The 17,944-nt window shown below is 35.2% G+C and carries 15 protein-coding genes and 2 tRNA genes; 9 read left to right on the forward strand and 8 right to left on the reverse strand.

Annotation, left to right across the window (positions count from 1 at the left end):
• Positions 1-14: 14 nt before the first annotated feature.
• Positions 15-641, reverse strand: coding sequence for a uracil phosphoribosyltransferase (gene upp, locus CJP74_RS05180; protein ID WP_119497217.1), 627 nt, complete (start codon positions 639-641; stop codon positions 15-17).
• Positions 642-819: 178 nt separating this feature from the next.
• Here upp and dapA point away from each other — a divergent pair, with 178 nt between their 5' ends.
• A complete protein-coding gene (dapA, locus tag CJP74_RS05185) occupies positions 820-1,716 on the forward strand; it encodes a 4-hydroxy-tetrahydrodipicolinate synthase (RefSeq protein ID WP_119497218.1) in 897 nt (298 codons plus the stop codon).
• A gap of 69 nt (positions 1,717-1,785) precedes the next feature.
• On the opposite strand, the gene CJP74_RS05190 is transcribed toward dapA, so the two are convergent.
• Both CJP74_RS05190 and ribF read right to left on the reverse strand, forming a co-directional pair.
• Positions 1,786-2,871: a PTS sugar transporter subunit IIC gene (locus tag CJP74_RS05190; RefSeq protein WP_119497219.1), complete on the reverse strand. Its 1,086-nt coding sequence runs from the start codon at positions 2,869-2,871 to the stop codon at positions 1,786-1,788.
• Between the two features lie 60 nt (positions 2,872-2,931).
• Entirely contained in the window at positions 2,932-3,903 is a 972-nt protein-coding gene (ribF, locus tag CJP74_RS05195) for a riboflavin biosynthesis protein RibF (RefSeq protein ID WP_119497220.1), read from the reverse strand.
• A 159-nt stretch (positions 3,904-4,062) separates the two neighbouring features.
• Between ribF and CJP74_RS05200 the strand changes: the two genes are divergently transcribed.
• The 3 genes from CJP74_RS05200 to CJP74_RS05210 all read left to right on the forward strand — a co-directional run bounded on the left by CJP74_RS05200 (position 4,063) and on the right by CJP74_RS05210 (position 7,744).
• Positions 4,063-6,603: a S16 family serine protease gene (locus CJP74_RS05200; RefSeq protein ID WP_119497221.1), complete on the forward strand. Its 2,541-nt coding sequence runs from the start codon at positions 4,063-4,065 to the stop codon at positions 6,601-6,603.
• Positions 6,604-6,669: 66 nt separating this feature from the next.
• Positions 6,670-7,182, forward strand: a complete 513-nt coding sequence (fabA, locus tag CJP74_RS05205) for a bifunctional 3-hydroxydecanoyl-ACP dehydratase/trans-2-decenoyl-ACP isomerase (protein WP_119497222.1) — start codon at positions 6,670-6,672, stop codon at positions 7,180-7,182.
• A gap of 1 nt (position 7,183) precedes the next feature.
• The gene (locus CJP74_RS05210) at positions 7,184-7,744 is read left to right on the forward strand and encodes a dual-action ribosomal maturation protein DarP (protein WP_119497223.1); all 561 of its coding nucleotides are present in this window, start codon (positions 7,184-7,186) and stop codon (positions 7,742-7,744) included.
• Positions 7,745-7,787: 43 nt separating this feature from the next.
• On the opposite strand, the gene CJP74_RS05215 is transcribed toward CJP74_RS05210, so the two are convergent.
• Entirely contained in the window at positions 7,788-8,477 is a 690-nt protein-coding gene (locus CJP74_RS05215) for a hypothetical protein (protein WP_119497224.1), read from the reverse strand.
• Positions 8,478-8,482: 5 nt separating this feature from the next.
• Between CJP74_RS05215 and CJP74_RS05220 the strand changes: the two genes are divergently transcribed.
• The gene (locus CJP74_RS05220; RefSeq protein WP_119497225.1) at positions 8,483-9,514 is read left to right on the forward strand and encodes a hypothetical protein; all 1,032 of its coding nucleotides are present in this window, start codon (positions 8,483-8,485) and stop codon (positions 9,512-9,514) included.
• Positions 9,515-9,597: 83 nt separating this feature from the next.
• Here CJP74_RS05220 and CJP74_RS05225 read toward each other — a convergent pair.
• Positions 9,598-9,688 (reverse strand) — tRNA-Ser (locus CJP74_RS05225).
• Between the two features lie 29 nt (positions 9,689-9,717).
• Positions 9,718-9,808, reverse strand: a tRNA-Ser gene (locus CJP74_RS05230).
• Positions 9,809-10,033: 225 nt separating this feature from the next.
• On the opposite strand from CJP74_RS05230, the gene rsmD reads away from it, so the two are divergent.
• The 4 genes from rsmD (at position 10,034) to CJP74_RS05250 (ending at position 15,219) form a co-directional block, all read left to right on the forward strand.
• Complete coding sequence (gene rsmD / locus CJP74_RS05235; protein ID WP_119497226.1) at positions 10,034-10,669, forward strand: 16S rRNA (guanine(966)-N(2))-methyltransferase RsmD; 636 nt, start codon at positions 10,034-10,036, stop codon at positions 10,667-10,669.
• 132 nt (positions 10,670-10,801) lie between these two features.
• Positions 10,802-12,199, forward strand: a complete 1,398-nt coding sequence (gene dusA / locus CJP74_RS05240) for a tRNA dihydrouridine(20/20a) synthase DusA (protein WP_119497227.1) — start codon at positions 10,802-10,804, stop codon at positions 12,197-12,199.
• 66 nt (positions 12,200-12,265) lie between these two features.
• On the forward strand, positions 12,266-14,515 hold the full coding sequence (rlmKL, locus tag CJP74_RS05245) for a bifunctional 23S rRNA (guanine(2069)-N(7))-methyltransferase RlmK/23S rRNA (guanine(2445)-N(2))-methyltransferase RlmL (RefSeq protein WP_119497228.1): 2,250 nt from the start codon (positions 12,266-12,268) through the stop codon (positions 14,513-14,515).
• Positions 14,516-14,523: 8 nt separating this feature from the next.
• Positions 14,524-15,219 carry a riboflavin synthase subunit alpha gene (locus tag CJP74_RS05250; RefSeq protein WP_119497229.1) on the forward strand — a complete coding sequence of 232 codons (696 nt, stop codon included), beginning with the start codon at positions 14,524-14,526 and terminating at the stop codon, positions 15,217-15,219.
• A gap of 31 nt (positions 15,220-15,250) precedes the next feature.
• Here the strand turns inward: CJP74_RS05250 and CJP74_RS05255 are convergent, their stop codons facing one another.
• Positions 15,251-16,627, reverse strand: a complete 1,377-nt coding sequence (locus tag CJP74_RS05255; protein ID WP_119497230.1) for an anti-phage deoxyguanosine triphosphatase — start codon at positions 16,625-16,627, stop codon at positions 15,251-15,253.
• 54 nt (positions 16,628-16,681) lie between these two features.
• Positions 16,682-17,809 carry a S1C family serine protease gene (locus CJP74_RS05260; protein WP_119497231.1) on the reverse strand — a complete coding sequence of 376 codons (1,128 nt, stop codon included), beginning with the start codon at positions 17,807-17,809 and terminating at the stop codon, positions 16,682-16,684.
• Positions 17,810-17,944: the final 135 nt, after the last annotated feature.

Raw genomic sequence — 17,944 nt, forward strand, 5'->3', positions numbered from 1 at the left:
GCCTCTCCATTTTTTTATTTGGTTCCAAAGATTTTATCACCTGCGTCACCTAAACCAGGGATAATGTAACCATGTTCGTTTAAGTGGTCATCTACTGATGCACAGTATAATTCAACATCAGGATGTGCTTCTTGTAAAGCTTTAATACCTTCTGGTGCAGCTACTAAAACTACGCACTTGATAGAAGTGCAACCTTTAGATTTTAAAAGGTTAATAGTTTCAATTAACGAACCACCAGTAGCTAACATTGGATCTACAATGATAGCTAGACGTTCTTGAATGTCACCAGCTAATTTTGAAAAATAAGGAACTGGTTTTAAAGTTTCTTCATCACGGTAAATACCAACTACAGAGATACGAGCTGAAGGAATGTGCTCTAATACGCCGTCCATCATCCCTAAACCTGCACGTAGAATTGGTACTACTGTTACTTTTTTACCTTTAATACGTTGAACTTTTACAGGTCCATTCCAACCTGAAATCTCAACTTCTTCAAGCTCTAAATCTTTTGTTGCTTCATATGTTAATAATGAACCAACTTCACGTGTTAAAGTACGGAACTCCATAGTACTAATATCTTTTGCACGCATTAAACCTAATTTGTGCTGTACTAATGGATGTTTTACTTCTACTACTTGCATAAAACCATTATTCCTATTCATGATACACTTGCTTATATTATAGCAAAAATTATCTTAAAGAGGTTATAAAATCAGTACAGATTTAGTATAATAAAACAAAGAACCTTATTTTTAGATTTTTTCAAAAAAATAAGGCAGGGTAGGATGGAAAAAATAATTATCTTTTAAGGAAAGTAGAATGTCAAATCCTATTTTACGTGGTTCTATTGTTGCAATTATTACGCCATTAGATAATCAGGGCAATGTAGATTACCAAAGTTTGAAAAATCTCGTTGAATATCATATTCAATCTGGAACTAAAGGTATTGTTGCTTGCGGGACAACTGGTGAAGCTGTTACTCTAAGCGATGAAGAAAGTTTAGAAGTTATTGCTAAAGTTGTTGAGTTTACAAATAAACGTGTACCTGTAATTGCTGGTACTGGTTCAAACTGTACTGCTAAAGCTATTGCTTATACTAAAAAAGTAGAAGCTCTAGGAGTAGACGCTTGCTTAACCGTGGTTCCTTACTATAACAAACCAAGTCAAGAAGGTTTATACCAACACTTTAAAGCAATTGCGGAATCTACCCATTTACCTCAAGTACTTTACAATGTACCAGGACGTACTGTTACTTCATTAGATGTTGATACAATTGTACGTTTAGCTCAATTACCTAATGTTATTGCTATCAAAGATGCACATCCTGATCTCCATCGTGTAGGACAAATTGTTTCTCGCACTAAAGACTTAAACTTCATTCACTTATCAGGTGAAGACGGTACAGCTCTTGATGCTATTGCTTTAGGTTCAAGTGGCGTAGTATCAGTAAGTGCTAATGTAATTGCGAGAGAATGGGCAGAAATTGTTGATGTTGCTCTGCAAGGTGATTATGCTAAAGCACTTGAATTAAATAGACCATACGAAAAACTTCATGCAAGCTTATTTATTGAGCCTAACCCAACTCCGGCTAAATGGGTTGCTCATCAACTAGGCTTAATTGCAACGCCAAATCAAAGATTACCTTTACTAACTTTAAGTGAAGCAGGTGAGAAAAAACTTACCCAAATCTTTACCGAAGCAAAAATTTTTAAATAAAAAAAATATAACAAACCCAGCTTTTTTAAAAAAGCTGGGTTTGTTAGTTTTCTAATTTATTATTTATTCTTATTTATTCTCTAAAGGAGTAAATCTTACAATTTCAAAAGTATAGATTTTGAAGATTTTAATGAAAATAAAGTGCACAAGAGAACAAATTACAAATGGTATAGCAATATAACCAATTAATAAACGAATAATAGCTTCGCCACTGGTAATTACTTGAGCTGCCATATAGTTTTCATAAGCAGCTAGAGGTCCAATTAAACCACTATAACCAAATCCGGCTGCAAAGGCTGTACCGTGGATATCTAATAAATATGCACTTAAGCCACATAGAGCACCAGAAATAGCTAAAGGTAAAGCAAGAATTGGGTATTTTAAGAGGTTACCCACAAGCATTTTAACAATTCCTAAACCTACTGTAATTGATACACCAGGTTTATTTACAAAGATCGAACCGATTAAAACACTGATCATAGTTGCCGAACAACCTAAGTTAGCAATTCCTGAGTTAACCGCATTTAGTTTAATTGCTAAAGCAATTACTACCGAAGATACTGGAGAAATGATAATAATTGCAAAAGACGCCCCAATTAATAAAGACATAAGAACTGGGTTTAAAGTCGTAAAGTATTCAACTGCGTCAGCAATACCTGTTGTCACATAACTTACAACAGGAAGAGAGAAATCACGCCCGATGTAAGCAAGAGCTACCCCGAAAATAGGTAAACAAATAATCTCTAACGAACGGAAGATATTATTCATTTTTAAAATTATAGCCGAACTAACTCCAGCCATAAAAATTGCGTTAACTAAGTCGCCTAAACCTCTGAGTTGGAGAACACTCACCGCTTCTCCTGAAGCCGTAAATAAATTCGCTACACTTAAGTTAGCTGCCGAGATAAAGGAAATAAAACTTACAACCCCTGCTCTTAAAGGGTTAAGCCCAACAAATGTACCCACCAAAAAACCGATTAGAATTGGGGCTACACCCTGAATTTGTTGGCTATACTTTAAAAAGGAAGCAATTACACTGTAGTCAGCAGCTAATGGTTTTAATAAAGTGCCAAGAATTGCATAAGGAATTAAAGGTAGTACAATACCCAATCCCCCTGCGTTCAATGTTTTAATACTAAAATCTTTAATAGACATACAAGCAAGTCCTTGAATAACAAAAATAAATACGCATGCAAATTGAACGCAATGGCAAAATTAAGAATTTGTAAATAATTGACCTTTTACAAGACGTTGTAATAGATTTAAATTTCTTACATACTCTATATCAGCGTTAATTTGAGCTTTTAGTTCATTTATCGAAGCAAATTTTTTCTCTGCTCTAATAAACTCTACAGGGGTAATTTTTAACTCTTTACCATAGAGGTCTTCGGCAAAATCAAGAATGTGAACTTCAACCAGCCAACGTTCTTGATCTGAGTTTACTGTAGGTTTAAAGCCGATATTACAAACGCCTGGATAAATTTTTCCTTTTCCTTCCACCTTAACTAAACAAGCGTAGGTTCCATGTAATGGAGATAAGACCCGATTAATAGGTATATTAGCCGTTGGAGCATCTAGAGTGCGGGCTAACTGACGTCCTTTTTCTACTTGACCAGTAAAACTAAAGGGTTCAGCTAGTAAGCTATTTGCCGTAGCTAATTGACCTTGAGCTAAAAGGTTACGGATTAAAGTTGAACTAACCCGTTGCTGTTGGGCATTAGTTATAGTTTCAATTACTTCAACCTTATAACCGTATTTTGGCGCTAAAGCTTGAAGTTGAGCTAAATTCCCACTCCGGTTTTTGCCAAAATGAAAATCATCACCGATAAAAATAGTGTTTATTTGTGCGGCTTGACATAACTCTTGCACAAAGTCATCTGCTTCCATATTTGCTAGATTAGCGTCAAAGTTTAAAACCAGCACATTATCTACTAGCTTGTACTTTTCAAGAACATTAATTTTATCTTGTAAGGTTAGTAAGCGTGCTACCTTTTTTGTAAAAAACTCTAAAGGTTGCGGTTCAAAGACAATTAATAAAGTTTGCCCATTAACTGCTTTTGCCTTCTTCTCTAAAGCTTGCAAAATAGATCTATGTCCATAGTGTAAGCCATCAAAGTTACCTATGGTAACAAAGACTTTTTTTAAATCAGAAGCTTTTAGTTCTGAAAATGATTTAAATACTCGCATAATTGATAAATAATTTTTAATTTTTTAGTTATTTAGCCTTTTGATTATAACACAGACAAGGCGGTCTTTTTTACTAGTAAATAAAGAAATATGGTAAAATAGGACAGAAAATTTTCGTTATCTTATAATCGGAAAATTTAAAGAAGGAAATTAATTTTAATGTTAAAAAGACTAACTCCAAGCGAACTCGATATTAAGTTCATTCTTGATAACTATAGTCGCTGTCTCGATGCTTCCAGTCTTTCTCTTTTATCGTTTCTTGGCAATAAATCACTTACCAACTCCCTTAGCTTATTAGCAGGAGAGTTTTTTACTTATAAAGTAAATAATAAAGCCAAAGTTTTACAAGATTTAGATCTAGAAATTTCTTTAAAAGAACACGAATCTTTTAATAATGAACAACAATTAATTGAGATTCTCAAATATAAAAGAGAAAATGAGCAAGCTCAACTTGATCAAACTTATATTCGCAATTACTTTTTAGCTAAATGGCTGGTTTTTGATAACCTCGAAGTAAAATTAGGCGACTTTATCTCGGGTAAAGCCCCTATTTTAGCTGTACAACAAAATTCGAGCTTACACCATGTGCAAGCAAGCTTTTTCAAACACATGCTCAATCAAGCGAGCAAAACGGCTTTTGCCCACCAAGCATTTAGCCCTGAAGAAGTTTGGCAGTACAAAAACAATCTTGCCCGTATTGAAGTAAACTCTTTATCTACGACCAAAGATAAAAGTAAAGTTACTTTAAATATTGCCAGAGAGCGTATTGAAGCTAATATTTTTAGTAGCATCGAACTTACCGACTTTTCTCGTGGGGCTATCTTTGGTAGCTATGATGCACAAGATCCAGACTCTAAGTATACGCCTGGGATTCTTGCCCACCCTAATAGTGTAATTATCGTTCAAGCGCAAAAACTCTTTAATGATGTAGAGTTGGCGCATGAGCTAATTAGTGCAATAGTTAACCAAGAGTTTAATCTAACCCAAGCCGAACAAATTGACTTAATGCATAAGTCACGTTCAATTAGTGTTGAAACTAACACCAAACTGATTATTCTCTTTAATAGTGCTGAACAAGAACTAATCAATAGTATTCTTGATGATTATGATCCTTACCAAATTCTGGGTGCCTATAGCTATCATTACAGTGAGACATCCTTTTTAACTCAGGCTGGGCAAATTAATCGTCAAGCTTATTTACAAGCATTTTTAGCTCAAACTAAAAGTATTGTAGAAAGCTCGAAAGAAAATAAATTCCCAGATTATCTTTATAAAGATAAGAAAAAGCAAGAGCTAGATGAGCAAAGTACTTATTTACATACAGACTTAGATCAAGAGACTTTAGACGAAATAGCCTATAACCTCACTTTTGCTTTACCACCAGAAAAAGAAACTGAGCAAGTAAGTAATACCGCTAGTTACCCTAATTACTCACCTACTGAGTTAATTGCCCAACAAGTTAAAAATGCACGTCTACAAAAAGACAAGGTTGCGCAAAAATTAGAACAAGCAACTAGTATTGACTCGCAAAGTCTTGTCGAGGAAGGGAAACACCCACTTGAGCATCTCGAAAAAGTGCGTCAAGATTTTCTCAAACAACAAGCTAAACTTACTGACAATAGCTATCAGTATTTAGTTTTACTTTGTCGTTTAGTATCTTTACAACACCTCTTTGCTCTGAGCGGTACTTTATCTTTACAGTATCTTAATAATCTCCTTTATCAATTACTTCGTCTTAACGAGACTCTTGATAAGGTTTATTGGTCAGTAGATCGCTTACACTACCTCATGCTTCGGGCTGGCAATAGTGAGCAAAAGCTCGAACAAGTATTACAAAGCCTAGACGCAAGCCAAGATACGCAATACCAAATGTTCTTAAACTATGTCCTTGATGGTTATCAAAGAATTGATACCCAAGGCTTTAAAGTTGGTACGGCAAATGGTTTAGCTTATGCCGAAGCAAGCGAATACTCTAAAGATCCTCAAGGTCTTGTATTTCGTCTTTCGTGCTTAGCCCAAAGTGATGCTGGTTCTACTTTTGATGTGGATGCTGAAATCCAACTTGCAGGTGGCTTAGCAAGAAGAGCTAATATTATTAGTACTTCTTACTTAAAATCTCTTTTTGAAGATTCACTTGAGTTTGCAGCTACTATAGTAACCGAGCAACTCTATGAACCTACTGACGGCGATAGTGCTACAGTTTGTAGCTTTATTGCTTTAGCTTCGGCATTAGGTAAAATTCCTGTTAACCAAGCCTTTGCGGTTACAGGAAGTATGGATCAATTTGGTCAACTTCAAGCTATTGGTGGCGTAAACCAAAAAATCGAAGCTTTCTATGATATTTGTAAAAAGCGTGGTTTTACTCGTGAACAAGGGGTAATTATTCCTGAAATAAACTGTAAAAACCTTGTCTTACGCGATGATGTACTTGCCGATATAGCTGCAGGAAACTTTTCTATATTCTCAGCACAGCACATTAGCCAAGTCTTTGAGCTTATGACCAATACCCCATTTGCTCTTGCTGATGATAAAACTACGCTTAACCAAGAAAATGAAAAATACCAACAAGCTTACTTCCAAGTAGAACAAAGTAATACTTCTTTAATTTCAGCTATTCATCAACATATAAATGGTGAAGATAAAGATCAAAAAAGCTGGTTAAAAAACCTATTTTCATTTTTCTTACCTAAGCAAAATTAAACAAATATAACCTTCTCTGCTATAATATGCAGGTAATTCTAATCTAATAACAAACTAAAGGACATTATGACTCGACCTACGTCTTATTCATATGAAGATCTTATTAAATCTTCACAAGGTAAACTTTGGCAAGATGGTCCACAATTACCAGCGCCAAATATGTTAATGATCGATTCAATTGACGTTATTGAAGAAAAAGGTGGTAATCATAACTGTGGCTATATCGAAGCTACATTAAACATTAAGCCAGATTTATGGTTCTTTGGCTGCCACTTTATTGGTGATCCAGTAATGCCAGGTTGTCTTGGTTTAGATGCCATGTGGCAATTAGTGGGCTTTTTCCTAGGTCACTTAGGTCACAAGGGTAAAGGTCGTGCTTTAGGAGTAGGTGAAGTTAAATTTACAGGTCAAATTTTACCTACAGCAAAAAAAGTACAATATCGTATTAACCTCAAACGCGTAATTGCACGTGGTTTAATTATGGGTATTGCTGACGGTGAAGTTCTTTGCGATGGTGAAGTAATCTATGAAGCAAAAAACTTAAAAGTTGGCTTATTCCAAGATACAAGTTCATTCTAATATGGCAAGATTTAAAAAAGATTTTGACTGGGATCAAATTGCAAGAGATAATCAAGCCGACGAAGAAATCATTTACGTAAGTAAATCTGAAATTAAACGTGATGCTAAAGATTATCGTAAAATTGCCGCTCAATTAGTAGAACTCAATATTACTAAAATCATTCCTCTTGGTTTTGATAATGCGACTTTAGATGCCATAAAACAAGCTAAAGTTATGAAAAACATGGAAGCTAAACGTCGCCAAATCAACTTTGTTGCTAAACAACTGCGCAAATATGACCTTGAAGAGTTAAGTCTTCTTCTAAAAGAGACAGATCCTACTGGGCAAGTGGCTGCAGGATCAGATGTGCAACTTGATAAACAAATTCGAGTAACTATAGATCGTTTACAACAACCTCAGTTCCAAGAACGTGCCCTTGATTCCCTTGAGCGTCAAGATCCTAGTTTTGATCGTGCAAAAGTACTTGAGCTTTTAGCTCAAACTAAAGCGGGCGAAGATCCACTTAATACTGAATTATGGAATTATTTCTTTGCTCTTTTCCGCAATCGCATTAGTAAATAAGAAAAAAAGACAGGCACTATACCTGTCTTTTTTTCGAAGCTTTTTAAAGTGATTGAGGCAAAAATGATGATTTGGGCTGATAAAAAATCTGACTTGCCATAACAAAAAAGTACATAAAGTTAATATTTGCCACTCGTAGCAAAGGAGAGCTTATAATATAAGGGGATTTACTTTGCAACATGCGATAATTAAGCACTTCTGAGTCTGTATCTGTACCATAATAAAAGCCTACGGCATAAGTATAAATACTATACATATTTCGTAGTACGGTATTTAAGTAATCGTACATTTGTTGCAATACTAATTCCACGAGCTCTAAATCATGACGCGAAACAAATTTATCTAAATGAATTTGTTCATTTGCCCAATCGCGTGTTGAGTAAAGATAACTATAAACTTCATCTAGATCAACATACAAGCGTAACAGGGCCATGCTTTGCTCAGATTTTTCACTTTCAAAGTTACTGGCAAAAGTTGATAATGGATTTAATAAAACCCCATATCTTAATCTCTTTTGCACTCCTTCAGAAATTTTTACCGTTTCTAGTTGCTCAGGTTGATTTATTCTGCGAATAAAAGCTCTGACACTAGGAATGAGTTCACGATAATAATTTACTAAAGCATTTACTTGAGCTTGGTGTTCGATTTTATGCTCTTTTTCTGGAATCTTGTAATTTTCCACCAGAGTTTGAATACGATTAGCATCAATCTTATCTAAATTAGTTGGTTTCATATTATATGAGTTATTTTATTCGTTCGGATATTTATGCTATAGCTAAAGAGCTCCTTGCCCCTGAAGTAGATTTGCCTGATGCTAATCTCCTTCCGCAATTAAATTTGCTCGAGCTCGAGCTAAAGCTTAAAAAAAGTTTTTCGCACCACCCCTTGTGGCAAAAAAGTAATTATGTGCATCCTTACCCTATACCTCACATTTATGTAATTGTCGATAACTATCAATACTGGCAACAAATATTTAGTGCGTTAAACACTATTCAACAAAACTTTGCCACCGATTTTTATAATCCTTATAATGCCCACCAGCACTTACCCTCACGCTATAAATTAGCAAAAGGCTTTTCTTGGCTCAAAAAGCTATTTAGATTAAGACCGAACAAAGCTATAGAGCTAAAGCAAGTGCTTTTGCGTCTTGCAAAAGAGCAAGGAGATAATTTATCTTGGTGGAAAGAACATGTTGGGGTTGTTAAGAGTTTACTCTTGGTATATTTAATTAAAAAGCAAGGCTGTTTTAGTCTTTTACCTTTAGTAGCTTGTGAGCCAGGAGAGTATATTCCCGTAAATATAAAAGCCGAGCAAGTTAATGATCCGACTTTAGAACTTTATTATGATCAAGAGCAAGGTTACTGTTTAAAAACCTACGCTTGGTATAATTCATCTTACCAAAAGCTAGAAAAAGATGCAAAAATCGACAATAAATCCTATGCTTTTAGTTTAAGTCAAATTATGTTTGCTCAAGAACATCCTGAATCTCGAGTTTACCAAACTTTAGGAAGTAATCTTGCTAGTTTACATGCGCTGGGAATAAGTTTAGGACAAGGCAATAATTTGCATAGTTGGGTATATAATTCCCAACGCCAAAGCTGGACAGTTTTAGACCTTAGTAAGGCTAAATTGCACCTTGGTTATAATGCTTATTATAGCAATGAAGATATTCGAAATCTCTTAGATCAAATAAATATCACCAATCAAATTTATATGGGATATTTTTTCTATGAGGATTGGCAAGTTATAGCCAAGGGATATGAGGAATAAAAAAAAGCTTTGTTACCTTACGATAACAAAGCTTGATCAAGAACTCTATTTAATAATAAAATTAAACAGGATATAAAACAAAATGGCGGAGGAAGTGAGATTCGAACTCACGGAAGGCTACAAACCTTCGCCGGTTTTCAAGACCGGTGCCTTAAACCACTCGACCATTCCTCCGAAATAAAATCTGGCTAAAGAAAAACAAGTGGCGGAGGAAGTGAGATTCGAACTCACGGATGGCTACAAACCATCGCCGGTTTTCAAGACCGGTGCCTTAAACCACTCGACCATTCCTCCGTTCTAATTAAATTGTTTTGTTTTCTTCAACGAGGGTTATTATATCCCGAATAAGTTTTTTTGTAAATAGTTTAAAACTAACTTTTTCGAAATATTTCCTCAAGTTAATGATTTTTATTTAAAAAAAATTGACTATTTTTAGCTGACAAAATTAATTTATTTTCTCATTTTTCTCAATTGCGGTATAATTTACAAGCTGTACTAAAACAATTTTTGCAAATAATTATGGTAAAAAAGAAATCAACTCTCCACCAAAATGCTAATAGTAAAGGATTTATAAATATTCAAGCTGGGGCATTAAAAGGAAAAAAACTAGAAGTTATAACTAGTCCTGGTTTACGTCCTATAGGTTCGCGAGTAAAAGATGTATTCTTTAACTGGATTCAATTTGAAATCCGTGGTCGTAGAGTGCTTGACTTATTTGCAGGTTCAGGAGCTTTAGGCTTTGAAGCTCTTTCCCGCGGTTGTCAAAGCTTACAAATGTATGAATATACTAAAGCGGTATATGATCGCTTAATTCTTAATTACCGCAGCTTAAATCTTGCAACTCTCGAACGCAACTATGGAGCTATAGCTGAGGTTAAAATTAATCTTGCTAACTCTTATGAAGTAATTAAAAAACCTGCTTCGAGCGCTTATGATCTAGTTTTTGTTGATCCACCATTTATGCAAGAGCACGAGCTCGAGGTCTTAACTGACTTAGCTAATAATGGCTATCTTGCTGACCAAGCGTTAGTTTTCTTACAGCTTGACGGAGCCTATGCTCACCTTGTTTCTAATTTAGACGCAAGATTTAGTCTAACTAAAGAAAAATCAATCGGAAACGTCTTAATTTACCTCTTAACTTTTTCATTAAAATAAGCACGTTTTTTGATAAAATATAAGAATATTTTGGGGTACATTAAACCTTGTTTAATGTATGTAGTTGCAACAATTCTTTGCTTTTATTCTTTTAAAGAGTACTAGCACTGAACTAAGATATCGAGAGTTTTAATGACTCTTAATAGGAAAAATCAATATTATAGTCAGCGCTTTTCTGTAGCGCCTATGCTTGATTGGACTACGCGCCATTGTCGTGTTTTCCACCGTACTCTTTCCAAGCATGCAGTGTTATACACCGAAATGGTGACCACTACTGCAATTTTACATAGTAAGTCAGATCAACTTTATTTTCGTCCTGAACATGAAGGTAACGTAATTCTGCAATTAGGCGGTTCTGATCCTTCTGACTATGAAGCAGTAGGCAAAATTTTACAACAAAATAAAGATAAATATCCTTATTTTGGCGTTAACATTAATGTAGGTTGTCCTTCGCCTCGCGTTTCAGAAGGAAACTTTGGAGCTTGCTTAATGCAAGATCCTGAAATAGTTGCTAACTGCATTGAAGCCTTTGCTTCACAATGTGATATCCCTGTTTCAGTAAAAACACGAATTGGGGTAGATGATGTAGAATCTTTTGAATTTCTTGAAGATTTTATTTTACCGCAAATGGAAGTTGGGGTAAAAGATTTTACTATTCACGCTCGTAAAGCTTATTTAGAAGGGCTTTCACCAAAAGAAAACCGTGAGGTGCCACCATTAAACTATCAACGCGTATATGACTTAAAAGCTGAATATCCGCAGTTAAATATTACGATCAATGGAGGCATAACTGATATGCTTCAAGCTCGTGAACATTTAGCTCATGTTGACGGAGTAATGATTGGGCGTCAAGCTTATAACCAACCTTCGGTTCTCTTAGAAGTAGATGCTCTCCTTTTCGATGACTTTGACAATGCATTTAGTGAATACAATCGAATTTTCGATAATTCATTTATTCTCGATCAAGAGTTCACTTTAAATCCTGATAAGGTTGATTTCCATAAAACCTCACATACAGCTTTTGAAAATCGTCTCAAACACTCATTAGCTGCTGGTTTTAATGTAATGGATTCTTACGATCCTTTACTGGAGAAAATTGAACACTTAATTTGGCAAATTGATCGTAAAGCAGCTAAGCGTTTTGATATTGCTATTCGCGAAAAACGCAAATATGCTTTTGAAACCTTACAAAATCCGCGTGCTTCCCGTGTCCATGCCCCTAAATCGGATATCTCAGATGCTGCACGTTTTAAACGTGCCCAACAACTAGCTTCAGGTCAAGCTATGTTTGAAGCTGTTGATAGTCTGCGTCCTTATTGGCAAGAAGAGTTTGAGCGTGGTGTAAGCTTAAACCATTTAATTCGTCCAATTATGGGGGCTTTTAATAGCTTCCCTGGGGCTCGTCAATTTAGACGTTATTTATCTGAAAATGGTTTCCGTCCTGATGCAGATGTAAGCGTATTACTCTATGCAATAGATTTAATGCACGACAAATACATGCAATTTTTAGAAACCTCAGCTGATATGTAATCTTTTATACACCTAGGTCATTTGTGACTTAGGTGTTCTTTTCTTACCAACAGGATACCAATTTTTATGACACATCATTTTTTCATTAGCTGTCAAATCGGTTTTGAAGAGATGGTTAAAAACGAGTTGTTACATCTGCTTGTAGCCTCGAGCCAATTAAATAATCCTCAAGAAGACCCTATTCCGCAAAAATGGGATTTTAGTAGTGCCGATGAACTTGCTTTGCTAAGTGAAAAGCACCAAATTAAAATTAAAGTAGGGGGAGTTAGTGCACATTTAGAGCTCTACCAAGCTTACCAATTTATTCTTTGGTCTCGTATAGCTGCACGTACTCTATTAGTTCTAAACACTACCTATGTCGAAAACGACTTAGATTTATATAATGCAGTTTATGCCCATAATTGGTTAGATACTCTTCTACCAGGCTTTGATTTTAAAGTAAATTTTAATGGCTCTAATGAGTTCTTAAAAAATACTAAATACTCATCTTTACGGGTTAAGGATGCTCTAGTTGATTATTTCCAAAATAAAAACCTCCCGCGTCCTGATGTAAATACCGAAGAACCAGATGTTCTCCTTGATTGTCGTTTGCACAATAATCAACTGCAAATTGCCTTAGATCTAACCGGAAGCATGAATAAGCGTTACCGCAGTCGAGCAGGTTTTGCACCTATGCGTGAAACTCTAGCTGCTAACCTTATTTTACGTTCGGGTTGGGATAAACAAAGTCCAGTATATAACCCTATGTGTGGTTCTGGGGTGTTAGCTATCGAAGCGGCTTTAATTGCTTTAAATATAGCACCAGGTCTTCATTGTCAACATCATTTAGACTACTGGAAAGAGCATGACGTGCAAACTTGGCTTAAAGTAAGTCAACAAGCCAAAAACTCACAAATTACTCCTGCTCCTGACTTTAAAGTATACGCTTCAGATAGTGATCGCCCAGTACTTATTGTGGCACAAATGAACGCTCAAAGCGTAGGCGTTGAGCAATATATCGAGTTTAGTCAAACTGAAATAAAAGACCTGCAAAGAGCCGAAAATAGCTCTACAGGTTTAGTTATTGTAAACCCACCTTATGGGGTGCGTTTGGCAAATGAACGTGCTCTTTATAACACTTATTTTACCCTTGGAGCTGCCTTAAAATCTCTGTTCCCAGGTTGGATTTGTGGGGTAATTTCTTCTTCAACCAAACTTTTAGACGTAATAGGTCTAAGTGCAAATCGCAAATGGCAAATTAAAAACTCAAATCTTGATTGTCAGTATCGCGTTTATTCAATTCGTGCTAATACTGAACAAGATCTCGGACAAGTAAGCCTAGACGAGCAAGCTCAAGCTTTATATAACCGCTTGCCAAAAAATGCTGCTCGCATTAAAAGCTATTTAACGCGTAATCAAGTGCAAAACTTCCGTCTTTATGATGCCGATATCCCTGAGTATAATGTTGCCGTTGACGTTTATACCAATACTGAAAATGAACAAAAATACTATGTTGTGCAAGAGTATGCCGCAAGTAAAAAAATTCCGCTCCATAAATCGGTAAAACGCAGTATGCAAGCTCTGGCGATGGTACAAAAATATGCCCAAGATCAAGTTAAAGGAGCATATGAACCTTTAGTGATTGATAAGCTCAGAGAAAGACAAAAAGGTGAAGCACAATATAACCGCATTACCCATGAAGGTCTGGAGTTCTATATTGACGAATATGGTTGTAAATTTAAAGTAAACCTCACTGACTATATAGATACAGGTATTTTCCTTGATAACCGTGAGTTACGTTACTTCCTTCGCAGTTTAGTTAAAGCAAAACAAACACGCTTTTTAAATTTATTTAGTTATACTTCTACAGCTACAGTGCATGTAGTTAAAGCTCAGGCTGCTTTTACTAAATCGGTTGATATGAGTAATAACTACTGTAATTGGTCTGCTCATAACTTTAGAATTAATAACGTTAATCCTCAAACTAATAAAATAGTGCAAGCAGATGTTTTAGCTTGGTTAGATGCAGCCCAAACTAATGAAGAACGTGAAGCTTATGATTTAATTTTCTGCGATCCACCTACGTTTTCTAATAGTAAACGTATGGAAGGTACTTTTGATGTGCAAAGAGATCATATTGACTTAATTGGAAAAATTGCTAACTTGCTGAAATCTCAAGGTCAATTGGTTTTCTGTAATAATAAGCGTGGCTTTAAACTTGATACGCAAGCTTTAGCTGACTTAGGCTTACAGGCACAAGATATAACGCAAAAAACTATGCCTAAAGACTTTGAGGGTAGTAAAATCCACCAAGCTTGGTTAATTCGCAAAATCTAAGGAGACTTATGTTTACCGGAATTGTACAACAAGTAGGGCAAATTTACTCTCTTGTTGATAAACCTAATGCTCGCTCTTATACCGTTAAACTTCCTCTTAGCTACTGCCAAGGAATAAATATTGGTGACTCAGTAGCTAATAATGGTTGTTGCCTAACGGTAGTAAAATATGAGTATTACCACCAAGGTAAGTTAATTAGCGAACAAGAATTAGAAAACCTTGAGCAAAAATACTTTACTCTGGAGCAAAATACTTATGCTCTTTTAAGTTTTGATTTAATTAGTACCACTTTAGAGCTTACTAATCTAGGTCAACTTAAAGTAGGTGATAGTTTAAATATTGAACGTAGTTTTAAACTCGGAGCTGAAGTAGGTGGGCATATAATGTCAGGTCATATTGACCAAAAAATTCAAGTGGTTAAGCTCTATCAAGAAGATAATATTTACCAACTTGAATTTGCCCTCCCTGACGAATTTAAGCCGTTTGTTTTTAATAAAGGCTTTGTTGGCATCGATGGTATGAGTCTAACCGTAAGCTCGCTAACCGAACGCGGCTTTACGGTTAACTTAATCCCAGAGACTCTCGAAAAAACTACGATTAAGAAACGTCAAGTAGGTGATTACGTTAATTTTGAAATTGAAAACAATACTAAAGTTATTGTTAATACCGTTAACGCCTATTTAGAAAAACTTAAATTAAAATAGAAAAAAAACCGAGGACAAACCTCGGTTTTTTTTAAATGTATTTGGCGTAAAAATCACTTAATTCAAAATTAGTCATGGTGGCAAGAAAATCACAAATAAAGCGATTGCGTTGCTTTTGGCTCTCCAAAGCAAAATATTGTAAGCTTTTCTTTCTCCCTAAAATATAAGGATTACTTTGAATATTAGTAAAACATTTAGCCAGCATATTTTTTCCGCGATTATTCACCCCACGTATATCTTGCGATAAAATCGGAATATTATATTCTAACTCTTTTAAAAACTTACACACTTTACTTATTTTTTCAGGTAAGTAAGCTTCTAAATCTAGTAAAGGTTCGCTAAAAATATTCTTTTTCCGTACCATTACATGCGAAGTTAAAATATCAATTAGCGTAGAGTAAATTTGGCGACGCACTATTATATCTTTACTAAATAGACGATCAACATAATCTTCTGGGATATATTTTTTCTCTACTAATTCAGCAAAAATCTCTCTTACTTGTGGATCATGATAGTTGGCAAAAAACTCTTCCCAATCTTCGCGTTCTACCTCCAAAATATTAACGGCATCTTCAAGATCATGTACCGAATAGGCTATATCGTCAGCAAGTTCCATAATCGAACAATCAAAGCTCTTATGCAGTGTAACAGGACGATTATCTTTAATTACATATTCTTGAAAGCGTTGACTATCAGCTTCACTTAAAGGGGCTAAAACCCAGTTAAAAACATCTTGATCGTCTTTGTAAATTCCTTTGATAATTTTTATATTGTCATTTTGCTTGAGTTGTTCGGGCGTTAGCTTTTCTGGAAACTCTTCAAAAACAAAAGGATATTTAATTACACCTAAAAGAGTACGACGAGTTAAGTCTAATCCATACTCACGAGAATAGTTTGCCAAGCGCGTAAGCACTCTAAAAGTTTGAGCATTACCTTCAAAACCACCTGAGTAATACATTAGACTACACAGAGCGTATTCGCCTGAGTGCCCAAAAGGAGCATGTCCTATATCATGCGTTAAACAAATTGACTCCATAAGAGCGTCAGGTGGTAAATAGGCTTGAATAAGTTTTCTTAACTCAAGATCTGCATTAAGATAGTCATTTTCTACTAATCTAGATTCAGCATCATAATATCGTCTAAATTCAGGATCATACTTAGCTTTAATAACTCTGAGTAAGCCATTTGAAATTTGGCTTACTTCTAAAGTATGCGTTAAACGCGTATGGGTTTTATCTGAATCTTCAATATTAAAAAGTTGCGTTTTATGTTGTAAACTCCGGAAGCTACTATTATGAATTATGCGAGCACGGTCTCTTTCATACGGGGTACGCATGTAAAAACTACCGTCATCTTCATAGTATTTTTTCCCTGAGTATCTTTCATGCCATACTTTGTTATTGATCATAATTTTTAGCTAAAATAAAAGGCTTACTATTGTAACAATAGTAAGCCTAAACTGTTAATTTGTACTACCTGAAATAGAACTTAAAGGTATCTCAAATTGTAAACTTGTGCCTTGACGGTTCACTTTTAAAATTACTGTTGAACCTAAAGGTAAGCTACTAATACGATTGAAAAAGTCGTTAACTTGATTAATAAAAGTTCCATTTAAACTAACTACTCGGTCTCCTAGACGCACTCCCGCTTTGTAAGCTGGACCATCTGGATCTATGTAACTAATTACTAAGTAGTTGTTATTATTAACATCGGTCATTAAGGTCGTTTGAGCCCCTATATAAGGGTGTTCAGCATAACCTTTTTGAATAATTTGATTCATTATTAGTAAAGCTTCACTCGTAGGTACCGCAAATCCTAAACCAGAAACTTGTTGACCATAAGCTTGGTTTACAATTAGGGTATTAATCCCAATGAGATTTCCCTTTGAGTCTATTAAAGCTCCACCAGAGTTACCTACATTTAAGGCAACGTCAGTTTGAATAAGATCTTGGTAACCTACTTTATCTACGGTAGCTCGTCCTAAGCCCGAAACTATCCCCATAGTTGCAGATTGACCTAAATTTAATGGATTTCCTAAAGCTACAACAACTTCACCAACTCTTACGCCTGTAGTACGAATAGTTTTAATTGGCGATAAGGTTGCATAGTTTGTAGTCACAATTTTAAGAACGGCTAGATCTGTGAGAGTATCTCTACCTACAAGTCTTGCTCTATATACGGTTCCATCAACAAGGGTAATGGCAAAATCAGTGGCATCAGCAACAACATGGTTGTTTGTTAAAACGTAACCATCTTGTGTCATTATTACTCCCGAACCGTAAATATTTACTACATCATTACGGTTCTGTAATTGTGCATACACATTCACTACTGAAGGAGAAACTTTGGCTACTGCTGCACTAAATGAGATTGCATTAACGTCAAGATTATCGCCATCAGATAAAGCTGTTGTTACTTTATCCATTTTAGGCTCTTGGTATATAGGTAAGTTGACTATTTGTCTTGGTACTTTAGCAAGCTCTGCGTCTTGGTTTTTTACCATTTTGTAGACATATACCACACAGAAGGCACTAGCTATTCCTAAAGCTAAGAAAATTAAAAAAGAAATCGCTGTCTTGAGTGCATGCATAATTCAATAGAAGTAAAACTACTTTACTTTATTTGCTGTGTTATCTTAAATATTAATCATTAAATTTTGAACATATATTAGCTTATTATACTATACTTTGGACAAAATTTAAGCATAAACGATTAAATTTATTCT

It is taken from the genome of Psittacicella melopsittaci, from assembly GCF_003585925.1.
GTDB classification, from domain to species: domain Bacteria; phylum Pseudomonadota; class Gammaproteobacteria; order Enterobacterales; family Psittacicellaceae; genus Psittacicella; species Psittacicella melopsittaci.

What these genes read in the sequence shown, in the direction of transcription:
- upp (WP_119497217.1), bottom strand. Translation starts at nt 641, where the DNA reads ATGCAAGTAGTAGAAGTAAAACATCCATTAGTACAGCACAAATTAGGT.
- dapA (WP_119497218.1), top strand. Translation starts at nt 820, where the DNA reads ATGTCAAATCCTATTTTACGTGGTTCTATTGTTGCAATTATTACGCCA.
- CJP74_RS05190 (WP_119497219.1), bottom strand. Translation starts at nt 2,871, where the DNA reads ATGTCTATTAAAGATTTTAGTATTAAAACATTGAACGCAGGGGGATTG.
- ribF (WP_119497220.1), bottom strand. Translation starts at nt 3,903, where the DNA reads ATGCGAGTATTTAAATCATTTTCAGAACTAAAAGCTTCTGATTTAAAA.
- CJP74_RS05200 (WP_119497221.1), top strand. Translation starts at nt 4,063, where the DNA reads ATGTTAAAAAGACTAACTCCAAGCGAACTCGATATTAAGTTCATTCTT.
- fabA (WP_119497222.1), top strand. Translation starts at nt 6,670, where the DNA reads ATGACTCGACCTACGTCTTATTCATATGAAGATCTTATTAAATCTTCA.
- CJP74_RS05210 (WP_119497223.1), top strand. Translation starts at nt 7,184, where the DNA reads ATGGCAAGATTTAAAAAAGATTTTGACTGGGATCAAATTGCAAGAGAT.
- CJP74_RS05215 (WP_119497224.1), bottom strand. Translation starts at nt 8,477, where the DNA reads ATGAAACCAACTAATTTAGATAAGATTGATGCTAATCGTATTCAAACT.
- CJP74_RS05220 (WP_119497225.1), top strand. Translation starts at nt 8,483, where the DNA reads ATGAGTTATTTTATTCGTTCGGATATTTATGCTATAGCTAAAGAGCTC.
- rsmD (WP_119497226.1), top strand. Translation starts at nt 10,034, where the DNA reads ATGGTAAAAAAGAAATCAACTCTCCACCAAAATGCTAATAGTAAAGGA.
- dusA (WP_119497227.1), top strand. Translation starts at nt 10,802, where the DNA reads ATGACTCTTAATAGGAAAAATCAATATTATAGTCAGCGCTTTTCTGTA.
- rlmKL (WP_119497228.1), top strand. Translation starts at nt 12,266, where the DNA reads ATGACACATCATTTTTTCATTAGCTGTCAAATCGGTTTTGAAGAGATG.
- CJP74_RS05250 (WP_119497229.1), top strand. Translation starts at nt 14,524, where the DNA reads ATGTTTACCGGAATTGTACAACAAGTAGGGCAAATTTACTCTCTTGTT.
- CJP74_RS05255 (WP_119497230.1), bottom strand. Translation starts at nt 16,627, where the DNA reads ATGATCAATAACAAAGTATGGCATGAAAGATACTCAGGGAAAAAATAC.
- CJP74_RS05260 (WP_119497231.1), bottom strand. Translation starts at nt 17,809, where the DNA reads ATGCATGCACTCAAGACAGCGATTTCTTTTTTAATTTTCTTAGCTTTA.